At 66.8% G+C, this 14,867-nt stretch carries 13 protein-coding genes; 9 read left to right on the top strand and 4 right to left on the bottom strand.

All coding sequences use genetic code 11. The features are described from left to right. Window positions 1-33: 33 nt before the first annotated feature. Window positions 34-1,380 (bottom strand): branched-chain amino acid ABC transporter substrate-binding protein, encoded by a 1,347-nt coding sequence (locus AC1RVY_RS07465; protein WP_492806030.1) that lies wholly within the window; start codon window positions 1,378-1,380, stop codon window positions 34-36. 95 nt (window positions 1,381-1,475) lie between these two features. On the opposite strand from AC1RVY_RS07465, the gene AC1RVY_RS07460 reads away from it, so the two are divergent. Then, window positions 1,476-1,862, top strand: coding sequence for an Hsp20/alpha crystallin family protein (locus AC1RVY_RS07460; protein WP_218386102.1), 387 nt, complete (start codon window positions 1,476-1,478; stop codon window positions 1,860-1,862). A gap of 164 nt (window positions 1,863-2,026) precedes the next feature. On the opposite strand, the gene AC1RVY_RS07455 is transcribed toward AC1RVY_RS07460, so the two are convergent. Continuing rightward, the gene (locus AC1RVY_RS07455; protein WP_492806028.1) at window positions 2,027-2,998 is read right to left on the bottom strand and encodes an AraC-like ligand-binding domain-containing protein; all 972 of its coding nucleotides are present in this window, start codon (window positions 2,996-2,998) and stop codon (window positions 2,027-2,029) included. A 221-nt stretch (window positions 2,999-3,219) separates the two neighbouring features. Between AC1RVY_RS07455 and AC1RVY_RS07450 the strand changes: the two genes are divergently transcribed. The 7 genes from AC1RVY_RS07450 (at window position 3,220) to AC1RVY_RS07420 (ending at window position 11,483) form a co-directional block, all read left to right on the top strand. Next, a complete protein-coding gene (locus AC1RVY_RS07450) occupies window positions 3,220-4,437 on the top strand; it encodes an amino acid ABC transporter substrate-binding protein (protein ID WP_492806027.1) in 1,218 nt (405 codons plus the stop codon). Window positions 4,438-4,441: 4 nt separating this feature from the next. Next, window positions 4,442-5,320, top strand: a complete 879-nt coding sequence (locus AC1RVY_RS07445; protein WP_057270748.1) for a branched-chain amino acid ABC transporter permease — start codon at window positions 4,442-4,444, stop codon at window positions 5,318-5,320. Further along, window positions 5,317-6,246 carry a branched-chain amino acid ABC transporter permease gene (locus AC1RVY_RS07440; protein WP_492806025.1) on the top strand — a complete coding sequence of 310 codons (930 nt, stop codon included), beginning with the start codon at window positions 5,317-5,319 and terminating at the stop codon, window positions 6,244-6,246. Before AC1RVY_RS07445 ends, AC1RVY_RS07440 begins: the two co-directional genes overlap by 4 nt. Next, window positions 6,239-7,003: an ABC transporter ATP-binding protein gene (locus AC1RVY_RS07435; protein WP_492806023.1), complete on the top strand. Its 765-nt coding sequence runs from the start codon at window positions 6,239-6,241 to the stop codon at window positions 7,001-7,003. Before AC1RVY_RS07440 ends, AC1RVY_RS07435 begins: the two co-directional genes overlap by 8 nt. Continuing rightward, window positions 7,000-7,710 (top strand): ABC transporter ATP-binding protein, encoded by a 711-nt coding sequence (locus AC1RVY_RS07430; RefSeq protein ID WP_492806021.1) that lies wholly within the window; start codon window positions 7,000-7,002, stop codon window positions 7,708-7,710. The genes AC1RVY_RS07435 and AC1RVY_RS07430 overlap by 4 nt, the downstream gene beginning before the upstream one ends. Window positions 7,711-7,767: 57 nt before the next feature. Then, the gene (locus tag AC1RVY_RS07425; protein ID WP_492806019.1) at window positions 7,768-9,219 is read left to right on the top strand and encodes an aldehyde dehydrogenase; all 1,452 of its coding nucleotides are present in this window, start codon (window positions 7,768-7,770) and stop codon (window positions 9,217-9,219) included. 551 nt (window positions 9,220-9,770) lie between these two features. After that, window positions 9,771-11,483: an IPTL-CTERM sorting domain-containing protein gene (locus AC1RVY_RS07420; RefSeq protein WP_492806018.1), complete on the top strand. Its 1,713-nt coding sequence runs from the start codon at window positions 9,771-9,773 to the stop codon at window positions 11,481-11,483. A gap of 33 nt (window positions 11,484-11,516) precedes the next feature. Here the strand turns inward: AC1RVY_RS07420 and tsaD are convergent, their stop codons facing one another. Both tsaD and AC1RVY_RS07410 read right to left on the bottom strand, forming a co-directional pair. Continuing rightward, complete coding sequence (gene tsaD / locus AC1RVY_RS07415) at window positions 11,517-12,563, bottom strand: tRNA (adenosine(37)-N6)-threonylcarbamoyltransferase complex transferase subunit TsaD (RefSeq protein WP_369641897.1); 1,047 nt, start codon at window positions 12,561-12,563, stop codon at window positions 11,517-11,519. Between the two features lie 100 nt (window positions 12,564-12,663). Continuing rightward, entirely contained in the window at window positions 12,664-13,830 is a 1,167-nt protein-coding gene (locus AC1RVY_RS07410; protein WP_218293884.1) for a branched-chain amino acid ABC transporter substrate-binding protein, read from the bottom strand. Window positions 13,831-14,037: 207 nt separating this feature from the next. On the opposite strand from AC1RVY_RS07410, the gene AC1RVY_RS07405 reads away from it, so the two are divergent. Next, window positions 14,038-14,664, top strand: a complete 627-nt coding sequence (locus AC1RVY_RS07405; RefSeq protein ID WP_218293883.1) for an ANTAR domain-containing response regulator — start codon at window positions 14,038-14,040, stop codon at window positions 14,662-14,664. Window positions 14,665-14,867: the final 203 nt, after the last annotated feature.

Raw genomic sequence — 14,867 nt, 5'->3', positions numbered from 1 at the left:
GCGCGCTGCGCCGCATACCACCCACGCCGTGGATCAGGGCCGCTGCATTGTGCAGCTGTGCGGCTGCTGTGCCTTGGCGGCGGAGATCTGCCGCACCACGCGAAAGCCGTAGCCCGAGCCTTCCACGTCAAACTTCACGCCCGGTGCGCCCTTCTTGTCCATCACGCCCACCACCAGCGCTTGTTGAAACTGGTGGTCCGCCGCGCGCATGCTGCCGCCCTGGCCCGACAGCTGCACATTCGCGTTCTCCATCTGGCGCGCCACGGCCACGGCGTCGGTGCTGCCCGCGCGCTCGATGGACTGGGCCAGCGCCTCGACCATGAGCTGCATGCGCATGTGCACGTAGTCATCCTGCGGCTTGGGAAAGCGCGTGCGGAACGACTGGTAGAACGCCTCGCTCTGCGCGCCCGGCACGTTGGGCAGCCAGTCGGCCACGGCCACCACCTTGCCGATGCCCGCGTCGCCGATGGCGGCGGGCGCACCCAGTGCGTTGCCGTAGAAGGTGTAGAAGCTGCCTTCGTAGCCCACCTCGCGCGCGGCCTTCACCAGCAGCGTGAGGTCGTTGCCCCAGTTGCCGGTGACCACGGCCTGCGCGCCGCTGGTCTTGATCTTCACCGCATACGGCGCGAAGTCCTTCACGCGGCCGATGGGGTGCAGCTCGTCGCCCACCACGGCCACATCAGGGCGCTGTGCGACCAACTGCCTTTTCGCCTCGCGCAGCACGGCCTGGCCGAAGCTGTAGTCCTGGCCGATGAGGTAGACGCTCTTGAGGCCCTTGTCTTCGCGCATCACTTCCATGAGCGCGGCCATGCGCATGTCCGCATGCGCGTCGAAGCGAAAGTGCCAGAAGCTGCATTTCTCGTTGGTGAGGATGGGGTCCACCGCGGAGTAGTTCAAAAAGATCACGCGCTTGTTCGGCTCGCGCTCGTTGTGCTTGTTGATGGCCTCGATCAGCACCGCGGCGGTGGCCGACGAATTGCCCTGCAGGATGACCTGTGCGCCGTCGTCGATGGCCGCGCGCAATGCCGACAAGGCCTCTTCGTTCTGGCCCTTGCTGTCGTAGCGCTCCAGCGCCAGCGGGCGGGGGCCGCCGCTGCTGGCGGGCAACTGCACGCCGCCGCGTGCGTTCACACGCTCCATGGCCCAGTACACGTTGCGGTAGACGGCCTCGCCGGTGTTGGCAAACGCGCCCGAGAGGCTTTCGATGAGGGCCACCTTGACCGGCTTGGCCGGCGCGCTGGCTGCTGCAGGATTCGCACTTTGCGCAGCCGCTGGTGCCATTGAAAACAAGGCACCCGCCATGCCGAGAAGCGCCGCAAAAACCGTAGGACGTAATGCCTTGGCGCCTGTTTTCAAGCCCCCAGATCGCAATTTATTCATGCCACTTTTTCCCTTGAAAAGCGATGCGGCCGTACACAACTCCTGTCCATGCGGCGACCACGTCGAGAGCCGCGCAGTGTATAGGAGTACCTTCCATGATCTTCGCCCCCGTCGCCCGCCGTTCCGCCTTCAACGCACCCCGCTCCGCAGACCTGGCGCTGCAGCGCTTTTTGCTGGGCAGCTTTGCCAATGCCGCCCCTGCCGGCTCCGCTGGCGTGAGCGTGACCCAGGACGAGAAGACCACCACCTTGCAGCTCGATGTGCCCGGCCTGGCGCGCGAGCAGCTGTCCATTCAGATCGAAGGCAACCAGGTCCGCCTGCACAGCGTGGAAGGCGCGCCCCGCCAGGTGCAGCGCGCCTGGGAGCTGGCCACTGAAATCGACGTGGCCAACAGCAGCGCCAGGCTGGAAAACGGCGTGCTGACCCTCACGCTGGCCCGCCTGGAGCCCGTGAGCCGGGCCACGCAGCTGAGCATTCAGTAAACGGCTGCGCTTGCACGGTGGCCCGCCCGCTCAGGGCGGGCCACCAGCCCCCGCACGAATGCTATTGATTCAATAGCTTAAAGCGCCCTTACCGCAAGCGGTAGAGGCGTTTTTTCTTATGAAACGACCTGCCGACAGACCTGCGCAGTGCCCCGAAAGCGCACTCAGTGTGGCAGTGCCGGAACCCGTGCACGCACGCGGTACTCGCTGGGGCTGCATCCCACCTGTGCGCGGAACACGCGGCTGAAATGCGCACTGCTCGCAAAGCCCCAGGACAGCGCGATGTCCGTCACCGACCGCTGTGCCTGCGCACTGCTGCGCAGGTCGCGCAGGCAGGCTTCCAGCCGCCGCCGCTGGATCATGGCGGCCAGCGTTTCCTCGTCGTCGGCCACCGCGTTGTAGAGGTGGCGCTTGCTGCAGTTGAGCGCCTGGGCCATGCGGTCGATGGTGAGTTCGGGGTCGCCCAGGTGCCGGTCGATGAACTGGCCGATGCGGTCGCGCAGGGCTTCGCGCTGCGACACGGCGCTGTGCTGGCCGTTGCGCTCCAGCAGCGACAGCTGCACCAGGTGCGTGATCACGTCGGCCACGCCGTCGGCAGCGGCATCGGACATGCTGGGCAGTTCGATGAACGCCGCGCGCATGGTGTCCCACGCCAGGCGCGACACACCCGTGGTGCCTGAAAACCGCTGCACCATCAGGTCGTCGAGCTTGAGCTTGCGCTCGGGCAGTTGTTCCTTGGGGATCATCAGCACCATCTGGCGCACGGCCTCCGGGTTGCTCACCGCGTAGGCGCGCGTGGTGTCGTACACGCTCCATTCGCCGGGCGACAGCCACACCTGGCGGCCGTTCTGCTCGAAGCACGCGCGCCCTTCGAGCTGGGCCACCACCTTGATGTAGGCCCGGTCGCTGCTGCGGATGAGGCTGGGGGTGCGCACCACGCGGTGGCGGCTCACGTCGAGCTGGCACAGGTTGACGTAGCCCGCCTGGCCCGACGTGATGTGGCCCGCGAAGGCCTCGTCGCCGAAGGCATCGGACTCCAGCCCGCCAATGAGGCGCCACACCGCATCGCCCCACAGGTGCAGGCGGTCGCGCGGTGGCACGGTGTCGGTCGATACCTCGGTCAGAGGGTGGGCCATGGGTGTCTCCAGTCGTCATGCAGACGGTGCCGCCTGTCTGAGCGGGATTATCGGCCGCGCCGCTATTCCTGCGGCGGGCACGGAAATCCGGGTAAACCCCCTGCGCCGTGCACGCTGGGACAAGGCTTTCGTGCACGCTCAGCCCAGCGTACCGGGCGGCGTCTTCCTACGATCCGGGTACGGCCTGCGCTGCGCGGGCCTCCCATCCGAGGAGACACACAATGACAACGCATTCACCGTCCCAACCCTCCAAGCGCCAATGGATCAAGGGGGCCGCCGCCACCGTGGGCGCGCTGGCCGTGGCGCCGCAGCTGCTGGCCCAAGGCAATGGCAGCGGCCCCGTGCGCATCGGCTACGCGATTGCCCGCACGGGTCCTTGGGCCGCGGGCGCCCAGGTCAGCCAGGAGCCCAACTACCTGCTGTGGGCTGAACAGGTGAACGCCGCCGGCGGCCTGAGCATCAAGGGCGCCAAGCGCCCCATCGAGCTCATCGGCTACGACGACCGCAGCGAGACCGAGACCTGCGTGCGCACGTTTGAAAAACTCATGGGCAGCGACAAGGTGGACCTGATCCTGCCGCCCTGGGGCTCGGGCGCCAACTTCGCCATCGCGCCGCTGGCCAACCGCTTTGGCTACCCGCTGCTGGCGCCCACCGCCCTGTCGCGCAAGCTGATCGACATGAACCTGCCCTACTTCTTCTCGCTGCTGCAGCAGCCCGACAAGATGATGGGCGCGCTGGTGGACATGCTGGTGGCCAACGGCGTGAAGTCTGTGGCCATCGTCTACATGGACGACCTGTTCGGCCTGGAAAACTTCGCGGCGCTGAACAGCGCGCTCAAGAAGACCAGCATCCAGGTGGTGGAGCGCAAGAGCTACCCGCTGGGCGTGAAGGACCTGGCGCCCGTGCTGCGCGGCATCAAGGACCTGAACCCCGATGCCTTCATCGGCATCACCTACCCGCCCGACACCATCCTGGCCAGCCGCCAGGCGCGCGAGGTGGGGCTGAACCCCAAGTTCTTCTACGCCTCGGTGGGCACCGCCTTCCAGCTGTACAAGAACGTGATGCAGGCCAACACCGAAGGCGTGATCGGCATGGGATCGTGGAGCGTGAAGACCAGCCCCGAGGCCAAGGCCTACTTCGACGCCCACGTGAAGAAGTTCAGCAAGGAGCCCGACCGCTGGGCCAGCGGCCATGCCTGGGCGGGCCTGCAGATCCTGCAGCAGGCCGTGGAGAAGGTGGGCCTGGACCGCAAGGCGCTGCGCGAGCACATCGCCAAGAACGAGTTCAAGACCATCCTGGGCGGCATCCGCTTTGCAGACAGCGAGAACGCGTCCATCCCCGGCACCGTGAGCCAGTGGCAGGGCAGCGATTTCGAAGTGGTCTGGCCCAAGGACCGCGCCACGGCGCAGCTGAACACCGCAAAACCAGCCTGGAAATAACACAGTGTCTTTGACCTCCTGGGCCGAACTGGTCGCCAGCGGCCTCATTACCGGCGGCATCTACGCGCTGGTGGCCATGGGCCTGAACCTGCAGTACGGGCTGATGCGCATCATGAACATCTCGCATGGCGAGTTCCTGATGCTCGGCGCCTTCCTCACCTGGTGGGCGCACACTGCCTGGGGGTGGTCGCCGTTGCTGCTGATGCCCATCGCCTTCATCGCGCTGTTCGTGCTGGGGGTGGCGGTGCATGCGCTGTGCTTCAAGCGCCTGGCGGCGCGCGCACCCAACGTGGACGTGTTCGAGGCACGCAGCCTGATGGTGGGCTTCGGCCTGATGTTCCTGGTGCAGAACACCGCCCTCTTGATCTGGGGCGGCGACCTGCGCGGCTACGAGTACCTGGCCGACCCGGTGCAGGTGGCGGGCATGCGCTTCACCGAGAACAAGCTGGTGCTGTTCGGCGTGGCACTGGCGCTGTCGGCCGCGCTGATCGCGCTCCTCAAGCTCACCTTGCTGGGCAAGGCCGTGCGGGCGCTGATGCAGTCGCCCACGGGCGCGCAGCTGGTGGGCATCAACACCCGGCGCCTGCACCCGATGATGTTCGGCATTGGCCTGGGCCTGTCGGGTGTGGCGGGGGCGCTGCTGTCGATGACCTACGAGATCTCGCCCTCCATGGGCGAGCCCTACACAGTGACCGCGCTGATCGTGATCACGCTGGGCGGCTTCGGCAGCCTGGCGGGCAGCCTGGCTGGGGGCCTGCTGTTGGGTGTGGTCGAGGCCCTGGGCATGCACTTCAGCAGCCCCTCTCTCAAGATGCTGCTGAGCTACGCAGTCTTCATCGGCGTGTTGATCTGGCGCCCCAACGGTCTATTCAGTAAAAAATGAAGCTCCATTCCAACAAGCCCTGGCTCGCGCTCGCCGTGGGCACGGCCGTAGTCGGCACCCTGCCCTGGCTGGTCTCCGAGTTCATGGCCTCGGTGCTGCTCAGCTGCCTGATGTACATCGCGCTGGCCACGAGCTGGTCGCTGTTCTGCGGTGCCACGCGCTATCTCTCGCTCGCCACCTCTGCCTTCTTCGGCATCGGGGCGTATGCCAGCGCCACGCTGCTCGGCAGCCTGCCCTGGCCGCTGGTGATCGTGGCCGGCGCGCTGATCGCCGCCGTGGTGGCCGTCGTGATGGGTGCTGCCGTGCTGCACCTGCGCGGCACCTACTTCGCCGTGCTGACCTTCGGCATGACGGAACTGATCCGCCATGCGGTGACCTTTGTCGAAAAGCAGGTGTCGGGCACCGTCGGTCGCGTGCTCACGGTGGTGCCCAGCAACGAGACGGTGTACCTCACGGTGCTGCTGATCGCGGCGGCCGCCATTGCCACATCGATTGCGGTAAAGCGCAGCCGCTTCGGCCTGGCGCTCTCGGGCATCGGCGCCGACGAGCAGCGCGCGCAGACGCTGGGCGTGGACACGCGCCTGGCCAAGATCGCGGGCTTCGGCATCACCGCCGCGTTTGCGGGTGCCGTGGGCGCGGCCATGGCGGTGCGCTGGACCTACATCGAACCGGCGGCAGTGTTCAGCCCCTTCATCGGCTTCCAGACGGTGCTGATCGCGCTGATCGGCGGCGCGGCCAGCATCGGCGGCCCGGTGCTCGCGGCCATCGTCTTCAGCCTGCTGGCCGAGACGCTGCGCCTGCAGCTACCCTACGGCTACATGATGGTGCTGGGCCTGCTGCTCATCCTGTGCGTGATGTACCTGCCCAATGGCCTGGCCACGCTGTGGCAGCGGCGCAAGCCTGCGGTGGAGGCACACCATGGCTGAAGCCCTGTTGACCATCGACGCCGTGACCGTGCGCTTTGGTGGCCTCACCGCCGTGGACGGCGTGAGCGCCAGCCTGCACGCAGGCGAGCTGATCGGCATCATCGGCCCCAACGGCGCGGGCAAGACCACGTTCTTCAACGCGATCTCGGGCGTGCAGCCACCGACCTCGGGCACGTTGCACTGCGGGGGCGACGACCTGACCGGCAAGGGGCCGCACCACTATGCGGCCCACGGCATCGCGCGCACCTTCCAGACGCCGCGCGTGTTCCCCGACATGAGCGTGCGCGACAACGTGCGCTTCGGCATGCAGTTCGCGGGCCGCCACCGCCAGGGGCCCGTGGGCCTGCGCAATGAGGACGAGATCCTGGCCATGCTGGGCCTGTCGGCCCTGGCAGACCGACCCGCAGCCGACGTGACGCCTTCGCAGCAGCGCCTGCTGGAGATCGGCATGGCCCTGGGGACGCGCCCTCGCCTGCTGCTGCTCGACGAGGTGGCCGCTGGCCTGACCGAGGCCGAGGTGGACGCCATGGCCCAGCGCATCCGCCGCCTGCGCGACGACTGGGGCCTCACTGTGGTGTGGATCGAGCATGCGGTGACCACGCTGCTCAAGTACGTGGAGCGCGTGCTGGTGCTGCACCAGGGCCGCAAGATCGCCGATGGCACGCCCGCCGAGGTGGTGCGCAACCCGGAGGTGATCGAGGCCTACCTGGGCGATGAGATGGGCACACAGGCAACGCCCGAAGGAGCCACGGCATGAGCGGCGCACACCTCACAGTACAGGGCCTGACCACGGGCTACAACGGATTTCAGGTGCTGCAGGACTTGTCGCTCGAAGCCCAGCCCGGCATCACGGTGATCGTCGGCCCCAACGGCGCCGGCAAGACCACGCTGCTCAAGGCCCTGGCCGGCCTGCTGCCGCGCCAGGGCACGGTGCAGCTCGACGGCCAGGCTGTGCCGGCCCTCAATGCGACGGCCTGCGTGCAGCGCGGCCTGGCCCTGGTGGCCGAGGGCCGCCAGCTGTTCCCTCAGATGACGGTGACCGAGAACCTGGAACTCGGCGGCTGGCTGGTGCCCTCGCGGGTGCGCGCCGAGCGCCTGGCCCAGGCCTTCGAGGACTTCCCGCGCCTCAAGGAACGCGCCCATCAATTGGCCGGCACCATGAGCGGTGGCGAGCAGCAGATGGTGGCCGTGGCCCGCGCCATGATGAGCGGCCCGCGCCTCTTGATGCTGGACGAGCCCTCGCTGGGGCTGGCACCGCGCATGGTGGACGAACTGCTGGCCATCGTGCAGCGCATCGCGGCGCAGGGCGTCACCGTGCTCATGGTGGAGCAGAACGTGCGCAAGGCGCTGCAGGTGGTCCAGCGCGGCTATGTGCTGGAGCGCGGGCGCATCGTGGCCTCGGGCGATGCCGCCACGCTGCTGCAGTCCGACGCCGTGCGCCAGGCCTACCTGGGCGTTGCCTGAACGTCCCGCACCCCATCCCCATCGACTTTTCCTTCCTATTCATCCAGGAGACATTCAATGACTGCCATTTCCATGCTGATCAACGGCGAGCGCGTGCAGGCCGCCGGCGGCGCGACTTTCGAGCGCCGCAACCCGCTCGACGGCTCCGTGGCCACCACCGCGCCCGCCGCCACCGTGGCCGATGCCAAGGCCGCAGCAGACGCAGCCGCCAAGGCCTTCCCGGCCTGGTCGGCCCTGGGCCCCAATGCGCGCCGCGCGCTGCTGCTCAAGGCGGCGCACGCACTCGAAGCCAAGGGCGACGCCTTTGCTGCCGCCATGGCCGCAGAGACCGGCGCATCGGGCCTGTGGGCCGGCTTCAACGTGCACCTGGCGGCGGGACTGCTGCAGGAGGCTGCGGCCCTGACCACGCAGATCGCCGGTGAGGTGATTCCGTCGGACGTGCCCGGCAGCCTGGCCATGGGCGTGCGCCAGGCCGCAGGCGTGGTGCTGGGCATCGCGCCGTGGAACGCGCCCATCATCCTGGGGGTGCGCGCCATTGCCACGCCGCTGGCGTGTGGCAACACGGTGATCCTCAAGGGATCGGAGCTGAGCCCCGCCACGCACGGCCTGATCATTGAGGCGCTGCAGGAAGCCGGCCTGCCCCCGGGCGTGGTGAACTTCGTGACCAACGCACCCGCCGATGCCGGTGCCGTGGTCGAGGCCATCGTGGCCCACCCGGCCGTGCGCCGCGTGAACTTCACGGGCTCCACCAAGGTGGGCCGCATCATCGCGCAGACGTGTGCCAAGTACCTCAAGCCCGTGGTGCTGGAGCTGGGCGGCAAGGCCCCGCTGCTGGTGCTGGACGATGCGGATGTGGATGCCGCCGTGGCAGGCACCGTGTTCGGATCGTTCGCCAACTCGGGCCAGATCTGCATGTCCACCGAACGCATCATCGTGGACAACGCCGTGGCCGACGCGTTCGTGGCCAAGCTCGGCGAGCGCGCCAAGGCCCTGCCCCTGGGCGACCCACGCAAGGGCCCGGGGGTGCTCGGCTCGGTGGTGGACATGGCCACGGTGCACCGCTGCAACGCGCTCATCGACGACGCGCTGGCCAAGGGCGCCACGCTGGTGTGCGGCGGCAAGAGCGACAGCACGCTGATGCAGGCCACCGTGCTCGACCACGTGACGGCCGAGATGGACATCTACCGCGAGGAGTCGTTCGGCCCCGTCAAGCCCGTGGTGCGCGTGAATGGCGTGGAAGAAGCCATTGCCTGCGCCAACGACAACGAGTTCGGCCTGTCATCCGCCGTGTTCAGCCGCGATGTGGCCAAGGCGTGGAACGTCGCGGCGCGCATCGAGTCGGGGATCTGTCACATCAACGGGCCGACGGTGCATGACGAGGGGCAGATGCCGTTCGGTGGGGTGAAGAGTTCGGGGTACGGGCGGTTTGGGGGGATGGCGGGGGTGCGGGAGTTCACGGAGCTGCGCTGGATCACGGTGCAGACAACCCCGAGGCACTATCCATTTTGAGGGCGTTGAAACGGCCCCCATATACGGTGGACGGGTATCAGCGTCCACCTGAATGCCGTGCGCCTGGTCAATGTCGGTCAAGCCGCCATTCACCCTCCTGCGTCCGAGCTTGAGAGGCGTATTCAAAGGTTTCTGGGAAAGGTGCACAGAAATCAGCGCCCGTCGCACAACCCCGCGGGCATCGCCGATGCCTGCGCTTTTTTTCTTGACAGCTGGTAGCCCACCCCATAAGGTTGTTAGCGATTGTTTCAGCATTCATCGGCTAGTGCGCCGGCCCGGAAATAGCTGCATGCAACGAAGTCGATGGCTTCATTCTCAAAAAAGCAGGCGCCCCCCTCAGTGACCACCGCAGCGGTATCGAGGACTTGCAGTGCGGTACCGAGTGTGAAAATCCGATTTCGTGAACATGTGGCTTGAGCGGTGACAGCACACTAGATTCGCGCAATGTGCTGTCCAGCATGAATGGCGCGACAAACGAACCGCCGCAAATGTGCCTCCCACGGGAGCGGACACGCATCAGCGTTGTCAATCACTACAGCGGACAGCCAGACATGAGCAGGATTTGTTTTCGTATTGCCACAATGATTCTCTTTGTGGTTGGTTTTTCCAGCCAGGCCTGGGCCCAGGCATTCACAGAAGATTTTGACAACATCACGTTGCTCACGGGCAATGGATGGTTCATGCAGAACAACAGCACCCCGGCCGGCTCAACCAGCTGGTTCCAGGGGACAGCAACCACAGCGACGCCAACCCCCGGCCCCTTCAACGCGTATAGCGGCGCAGCCAATGCATACATTGGCGCCAACTACAACAACACCGGCAGCACCGGCACCATCAGCAACTGGCTCGCGATGCCAAACCGGACGCTGCGCAATGGGGATGTGCTGACCTTCTTCACAAGAAAACCCACGGGGACCGACTATCCCGATCGGCTGGAAGTCCGGCTGAGCACCAATGGCGCAAGCACAAATGTGGGATCAGGCGCCACCGCCGTGGGGGACTTCACGGCGCTGCTGCTCAGCGTCAATCCAACGCTGGTGGCCGGCGGCTATCCCCAGACGTGGACGCAATACACCATCACTATCTCGGGACTTCCAGCCCCCACCTCTGGACGCATGGCGTTTCGCTATTTCGTCACCTCGGCCGGTGCTCTCGGAACGAATTCCGACTACATCGGTATCGACAACACGGTGTACACACCCTATGTGTGCCCGGCATTCACGATGACACCGGGGGGCGCGCTGGCCCCGGCTGTCTGGGGTCAGGCCTATAGCACCCCCCTTTCACAGACGGGTGCACTGGGAGCGCCAAGCTATGCGGTGACTGCTGGTGCTTTGCCCCCCGGGTTGACGCTGGGTGGTAGTGGCACCATCTCCGGCACGCCAACGGCCACTGGAACCTTCAACTTCACAGTGACAGTCGCGGACGCCAGCGGCTGTTCGGGTTCGCAGTCCTACTCCATCCAGGTCGAGGCCAATGTGCCTGGCGCGCCCCAGAACGTCAGCGTCACGGCTGGCAACGGGCAAGCGACCGTGAACTGGCAAGTACCATCCCACGATGGCGGCAGCGCCATCTCCGGCTACACGGTCACAGCGGTGCAAGACGGCAGCAAAACGTGTACGACCTCGGGTGCGCTCGGCTGCACGGTCTCTGGCCTCACCAACGGATCGGCGTACAGCTTCCGCGTCGTGGCTACCAACAACAAGGGGCCTTCCGCCGCAGGCATCAGCAATGTGGTCACACCAACACTTTCGACGGTGACCGGCGCGGTACCTGGCATGTCAGGCGCCGGCTCAGTCACCCTCGCTGGCGGAGGCGCAAGCTGTACGCTGGATTCCAGCTCTGCATTCACGGTGCCTTCTACGGCCCCCGCCAACCGCACCTTGCCTCATGGCGCGTTCGAGTTCCTCGCCACCGGCTGCACCGGCAGCGTCACCATCTCCATCACGTACCCGACTCCGTTGCCTGAAGGCGTGCAGTTCTGGAAGTTCGGACCGGCTACGGCAGGAGCACAGACCTCCACCTGGTTCTTATGGACCGAGGCAGCGCTCAGCCCGGACCGCCGCACAGTGACGTACAGCATCACTGACAACGGCATAGGTGATTCAGACATTGCCGCAGGGCGTATCCGCGATCCGCTGGCTCCGGCACTGGGCTCTGACCCCACCAGCATCCCGGTCAACAACCCGTGGGCACTGGCTGCACTGGCTGCCATCCTGGGTTGGATGGGACTGCGCAGGCAACAGCGCGGTTCTGCAGGATAGTTTTGTCGAAGGGGCTGGAATGACCAGCCCATTTCAGCCGACTGGCACGATGGAATCCAGCGGCCACCGCGGCTTCACATCAAACGCATAGTCGGTGTTCGCCTCCTGCTGCCCCGCCTGCAGCCGCATTGCCGCCGCCATGGCGATCATGGCCCCGTTGTCGGTGCACAGGTGCAATTCGGGGTAGTGCACCCGTACCCTGGCCGCCGCGCAGGCGGCATTGAGCTGCGCCCGCAGATGCCGGTTCGCGCCCACACCACCGGCCACCACCACGCGCTTGAGGCCGGTCTGCTTGAGCGCCGCCAGCGTCTTTTTCACCAGCACCTCGACGATGGCGGCCTCGGTGCTGGCCGCCAGGTCGGCCTTGCGCGCTTCCAGCCCGTCGCCCAGTTTCTTGGCCTGGGTCAGCACGGCGGTCTTGAGCCCGGCAAAGGAGAAGTCGAGATTGCCGCTGTGCAGCAGCGGGCGCGGCAGCTTGAAGGCCGCCGGATCGCCCTGCTCGGCCAGGCGTGACAGCGCCGGCCCTCCCGGGTAGCCCAGGCCCATGAGCTTGGCCGACTTGTCGAAGGCCTCACCCGCCGCGTCGTCGATGGTCTCGCCCAGGATCTCGTAGCGGCCCACGCCGTCCACCCGCATGAGCTGGGTGTGGCCGCCGGAGACCAGCAGGGCCACGAAGGGGAACTCGGGCGGGTCCGCGCTCAGGAAGGGCGAGAGCAGGTGCCCCTCCAGGTGGTGCACGCCCAGCACCGGCTTGTCCAGCGCCGCGCCCAGCGCGCAGGCCACGCCGGCCCCCACCAGCAGGGCACCCGCCAGGCCCGGGCCGCGCGTGTAAGCGACCACGTCCACGTCCGCCAGCGTCTGGCCGGACTCGGTCAACACTTGCGTGGCCAGCGGCAGCACGCGGCGGATGTGGTCGCGGCTGGCCAGCTCGGGCACCACGCCACCATAGGCCTGGTGCATCTCGATCTGGCTGTGCAGGGCGTGGGACAGCAGGGTGGGAACGGCATCGCCCGTGGAGCGCACCAGCGCCACGCCGGTCTCGTCGCACGAGGATTCAATTCCGAGGATCAACAGACTCATGCCCCGAGTGTAAAACCCGGGCTCGCGAGGGGCCTGATGCAAAAACCCCTGCCGGCGGTGGCCGGCAGGGGTCGTGCATCCCCAGGGTCGCAGGCCGCGCCTACCAGCGGTCCGAGCGCATGCGCAGCTCCCAGCTGCCGCTGCGCAGTTCGTACACGCCCACCGCGCCGTAGCGCTGCTCGCCCTTGTCATCCCAGGTCATCGTGCCGATCACGGGCGCGTAGCCGTTGATGCCGTGCATGGCCTTGGTGATGTCCTTGGGGTCCGCGGACTTGGCCTTCTGGATGGCCGCCGACAGCACGTACATGCTGTCGTAGCTGTAGTGCCCGCCGTACGCGGGCGGCTTCTTGTAGGCATCGATGTACTTTTCCAGGAAGGGCTTGCCCGTGGAAAACTCCTTGGCTTCCAGCACGGGCGAGGTGGCATAGACGCCCTCGACGATGCCGGCCCCCTTGGTCATGTCGGTGGTCTTGATGGTGTCGCCGCCCAGCAGGCTCACCTTGGTGTGCCCCACCTTGCGCAGTGCTTCCAGCAGCGCCAGCGCCTGGAAGTCATTGAGGGTGGAGACGATCACCTCCACCTTCGCGGCCTTGAGTTCGCCGGCCAGTTCGTCGAATGCCGTGGTCTTGTCGTCGAAGGACTTGCGCACCACGACTTCCTTCTTCTCGGCCTTGAGCTGCGCGGCGGCCCCGTCGGCCAGGCCCTTGCCGTAGGGCGTGCCATCGTCCAGCGCGGCATAGCGCGCGGCGCCCAGCTGGGTGGCGGCAAACGAGCCGATGGCGCGCGCCTGCAGCGTGTCATTGCCCACCATGCGGAAGGTGGTGGAAAAACCCAGCTGCGTGAACTTGGGGTTGGTGGAGATGGCGATCTGCGCGATGTCCTTGGCCGCGTAGATGGGCGCGGTCTCGATGCTCACGCCCGAATTCAGGTGCCCGATGACGGCCACCACGCCGGCATCCACCAGCTGCTGGGCCACCGTCTTGCCGGTGGCCGCGTCGGCCTTGTCGTCCACCGCCACCACCTCCAGCGTCACCCGCTTGCCGTCCACGGTGTAGCCGCCCTTGTTCAGTTCGGCCACGGCCAGGTTCACGCCATTGAGCAAGTCCTGCCCGAGGGCGCCCAGGGGGCCGCTCAAGGGCTGCGCCACGCCGATCTTGATGGTGTCGGGCACCTTGCCGCACCCGGACAGGAGCAGCAGCGCCATGGACGCGGCGGTGGTCAAGGCCAGCCCGGCGGCGAAACGGCGCCGGTCAATATGCTTGTTCATGCGGAATCCTCATCAATATGTCAATGTGACCAGATGTATATGCGACGACGGAGGAAAGGCGCTATCGGGTATGCCCTGCCAATCGGCAAACTATTAGCAAGTTTCAGACCCTGCAAGGCAAGGCCCTTGCCGGAACCCGGCACCTGCCCGGGGCGCACTACTTCGGCGCACCAATTTGTGGCGTAAAAATTGCTTATGCTCCGGGGTATGAACGAGTCTCTGCGCATCGTGGTGGTGGCCCCGGACCTGGCCATTGCCGACCCCGACGACGAACACGCCGTGCTGCAGGCGGAGCGTTCGCGGGCGCTGCGCATCGGGCTGCTGGAGAACAATTTCAACCTGATCGCCACGCTGCCCGCGGATGTGTTCCTGAGCGAGCGGATCGCCCAGCTGCAGCCCGACCTGATCATCGTGGACGCCGAGAGCGAGGCCCGCGACGCGCTGGAACACGTGGTGGTGGCCACGCGCGACGAACGCCGCCCCATCGTGATGTTCACCAACGACGAGGACACCTCGCACGTCAAGGACGCGGTGGCCGCGGGCGTGTCGGCCTACATCGTGGCCGGCCTCGCGCCCCAGCGCATCCGCCCCATCCTGGACGTGGCGATGGCGCGCTTCCAGCACGAGCAGGCGCTGCGCGCCGAGCTCGCCGATGCCAAGACCGAGCTCAAGGACCGCAAGACCATCGACCGCGCCAAGGGCCTGCTCATGCAGCGCCAGGGCCTGACCGAGCAGGCCGCGTACGAGAAACTGCGCAAGACCGCCATGGACAAGGGCCTCAAGCTCGTGGATGTGGCCCAGCGCATGCTCGACGTGATGGACCTGCTCGGGTAAACAGGCGACATCCTCCTGAGGCGCTGCGCGCATCGGTGCAGCCACCAGAGGCCGCCCGCTCTCGGGGACGTCCAGACTGCGCAGGCAGTCTTGGAACCGCGGCCCCTGGCCCCTCCTCTCGAATCGCCGCCCGACTCGGGAAAGGGGACGATCCCCTCGCTGCGCAGCGGTCCTTCCCCGGCATCCCCGGCCTGGGCCACGCC

The sequence above is a fragment of the Acidovorax sp. GW821-FHT11A03 genome, from assembly GCF_058809075.1.
Note: the sequence above shows the minus strand (reverse complement) of the source record. Positions and strands in the feature narration are given on the sequence as shown.

Bases quoted from the DNA above. Each gene is read 5' to 3' on its own strand.
- AC1RVY_RS07465 (WP_492806030.1), bottom strand. From the start codon at position 1,380: ATGAATAAATTGCGATCTGGGGGCTTGAAAACAGGCGCCAAGGCATTA.
- AC1RVY_RS07460 (WP_218386102.1), top strand. From the start codon at position 1,476: ATGATCTTCGCCCCCGTCGCCCGCCGTTCCGCCTTCAACGCACCCCGC.
- AC1RVY_RS07455 (WP_492806028.1), bottom strand. From the start codon at position 2,998: ATGGCCCACCCTCTGACCGAGGTATCGACCGACACCGTGCCACCGCGC.
- AC1RVY_RS07450 (WP_492806027.1), top strand. From the start codon at position 3,220: ATGACAACGCATTCACCGTCCCAACCCTCCAAGCGCCAATGGATCAAG.
- AC1RVY_RS07440 (WP_492806025.1), top strand. From the start codon at position 5,317: ATGAAGCTCCATTCCAACAAGCCCTGGCTCGCGCTCGCCGTGGGCACG.
- AC1RVY_RS07435 (WP_492806023.1), top strand. From the start codon at position 6,239: ATGGCTGAAGCCCTGTTGACCATCGACGCCGTGACCGTGCGCTTTGGT.
- AC1RVY_RS07430 (WP_492806021.1), top strand. From the start codon at position 7,000: ATGAGCGGCGCACACCTCACAGTACAGGGCCTGACCACGGGCTACAAC.
- AC1RVY_RS07425 (WP_492806019.1), top strand. From the start codon at position 7,768: ATGACTGCCATTTCCATGCTGATCAACGGCGAGCGCGTGCAGGCCGCC.
- AC1RVY_RS07420 (WP_492806018.1), top strand. From the start codon at position 9,771: ATGAGCAGGATTTGTTTTCGTATTGCCACAATGATTCTCTTTGTGGTT.
- tsaD (WP_369641897.1), bottom strand. From the start codon at position 12,563: ATGAGTCTGTTGATCCTCGGAATTGAATCCTCGTGCGACGAGACCGGC.
- AC1RVY_RS07410 (WP_218293884.1), bottom strand. From the start codon at position 13,830: ATGAACAAGCATATTGACCGGCGCCGTTTCGCCGCCGGGCTGGCCTTG.
- AC1RVY_RS07405 (WP_218293883.1), top strand. From the start codon at position 14,038: ATGAACGAGTCTCTGCGCATCGTGGTGGTGGCCCCGGACCTGGCCATT.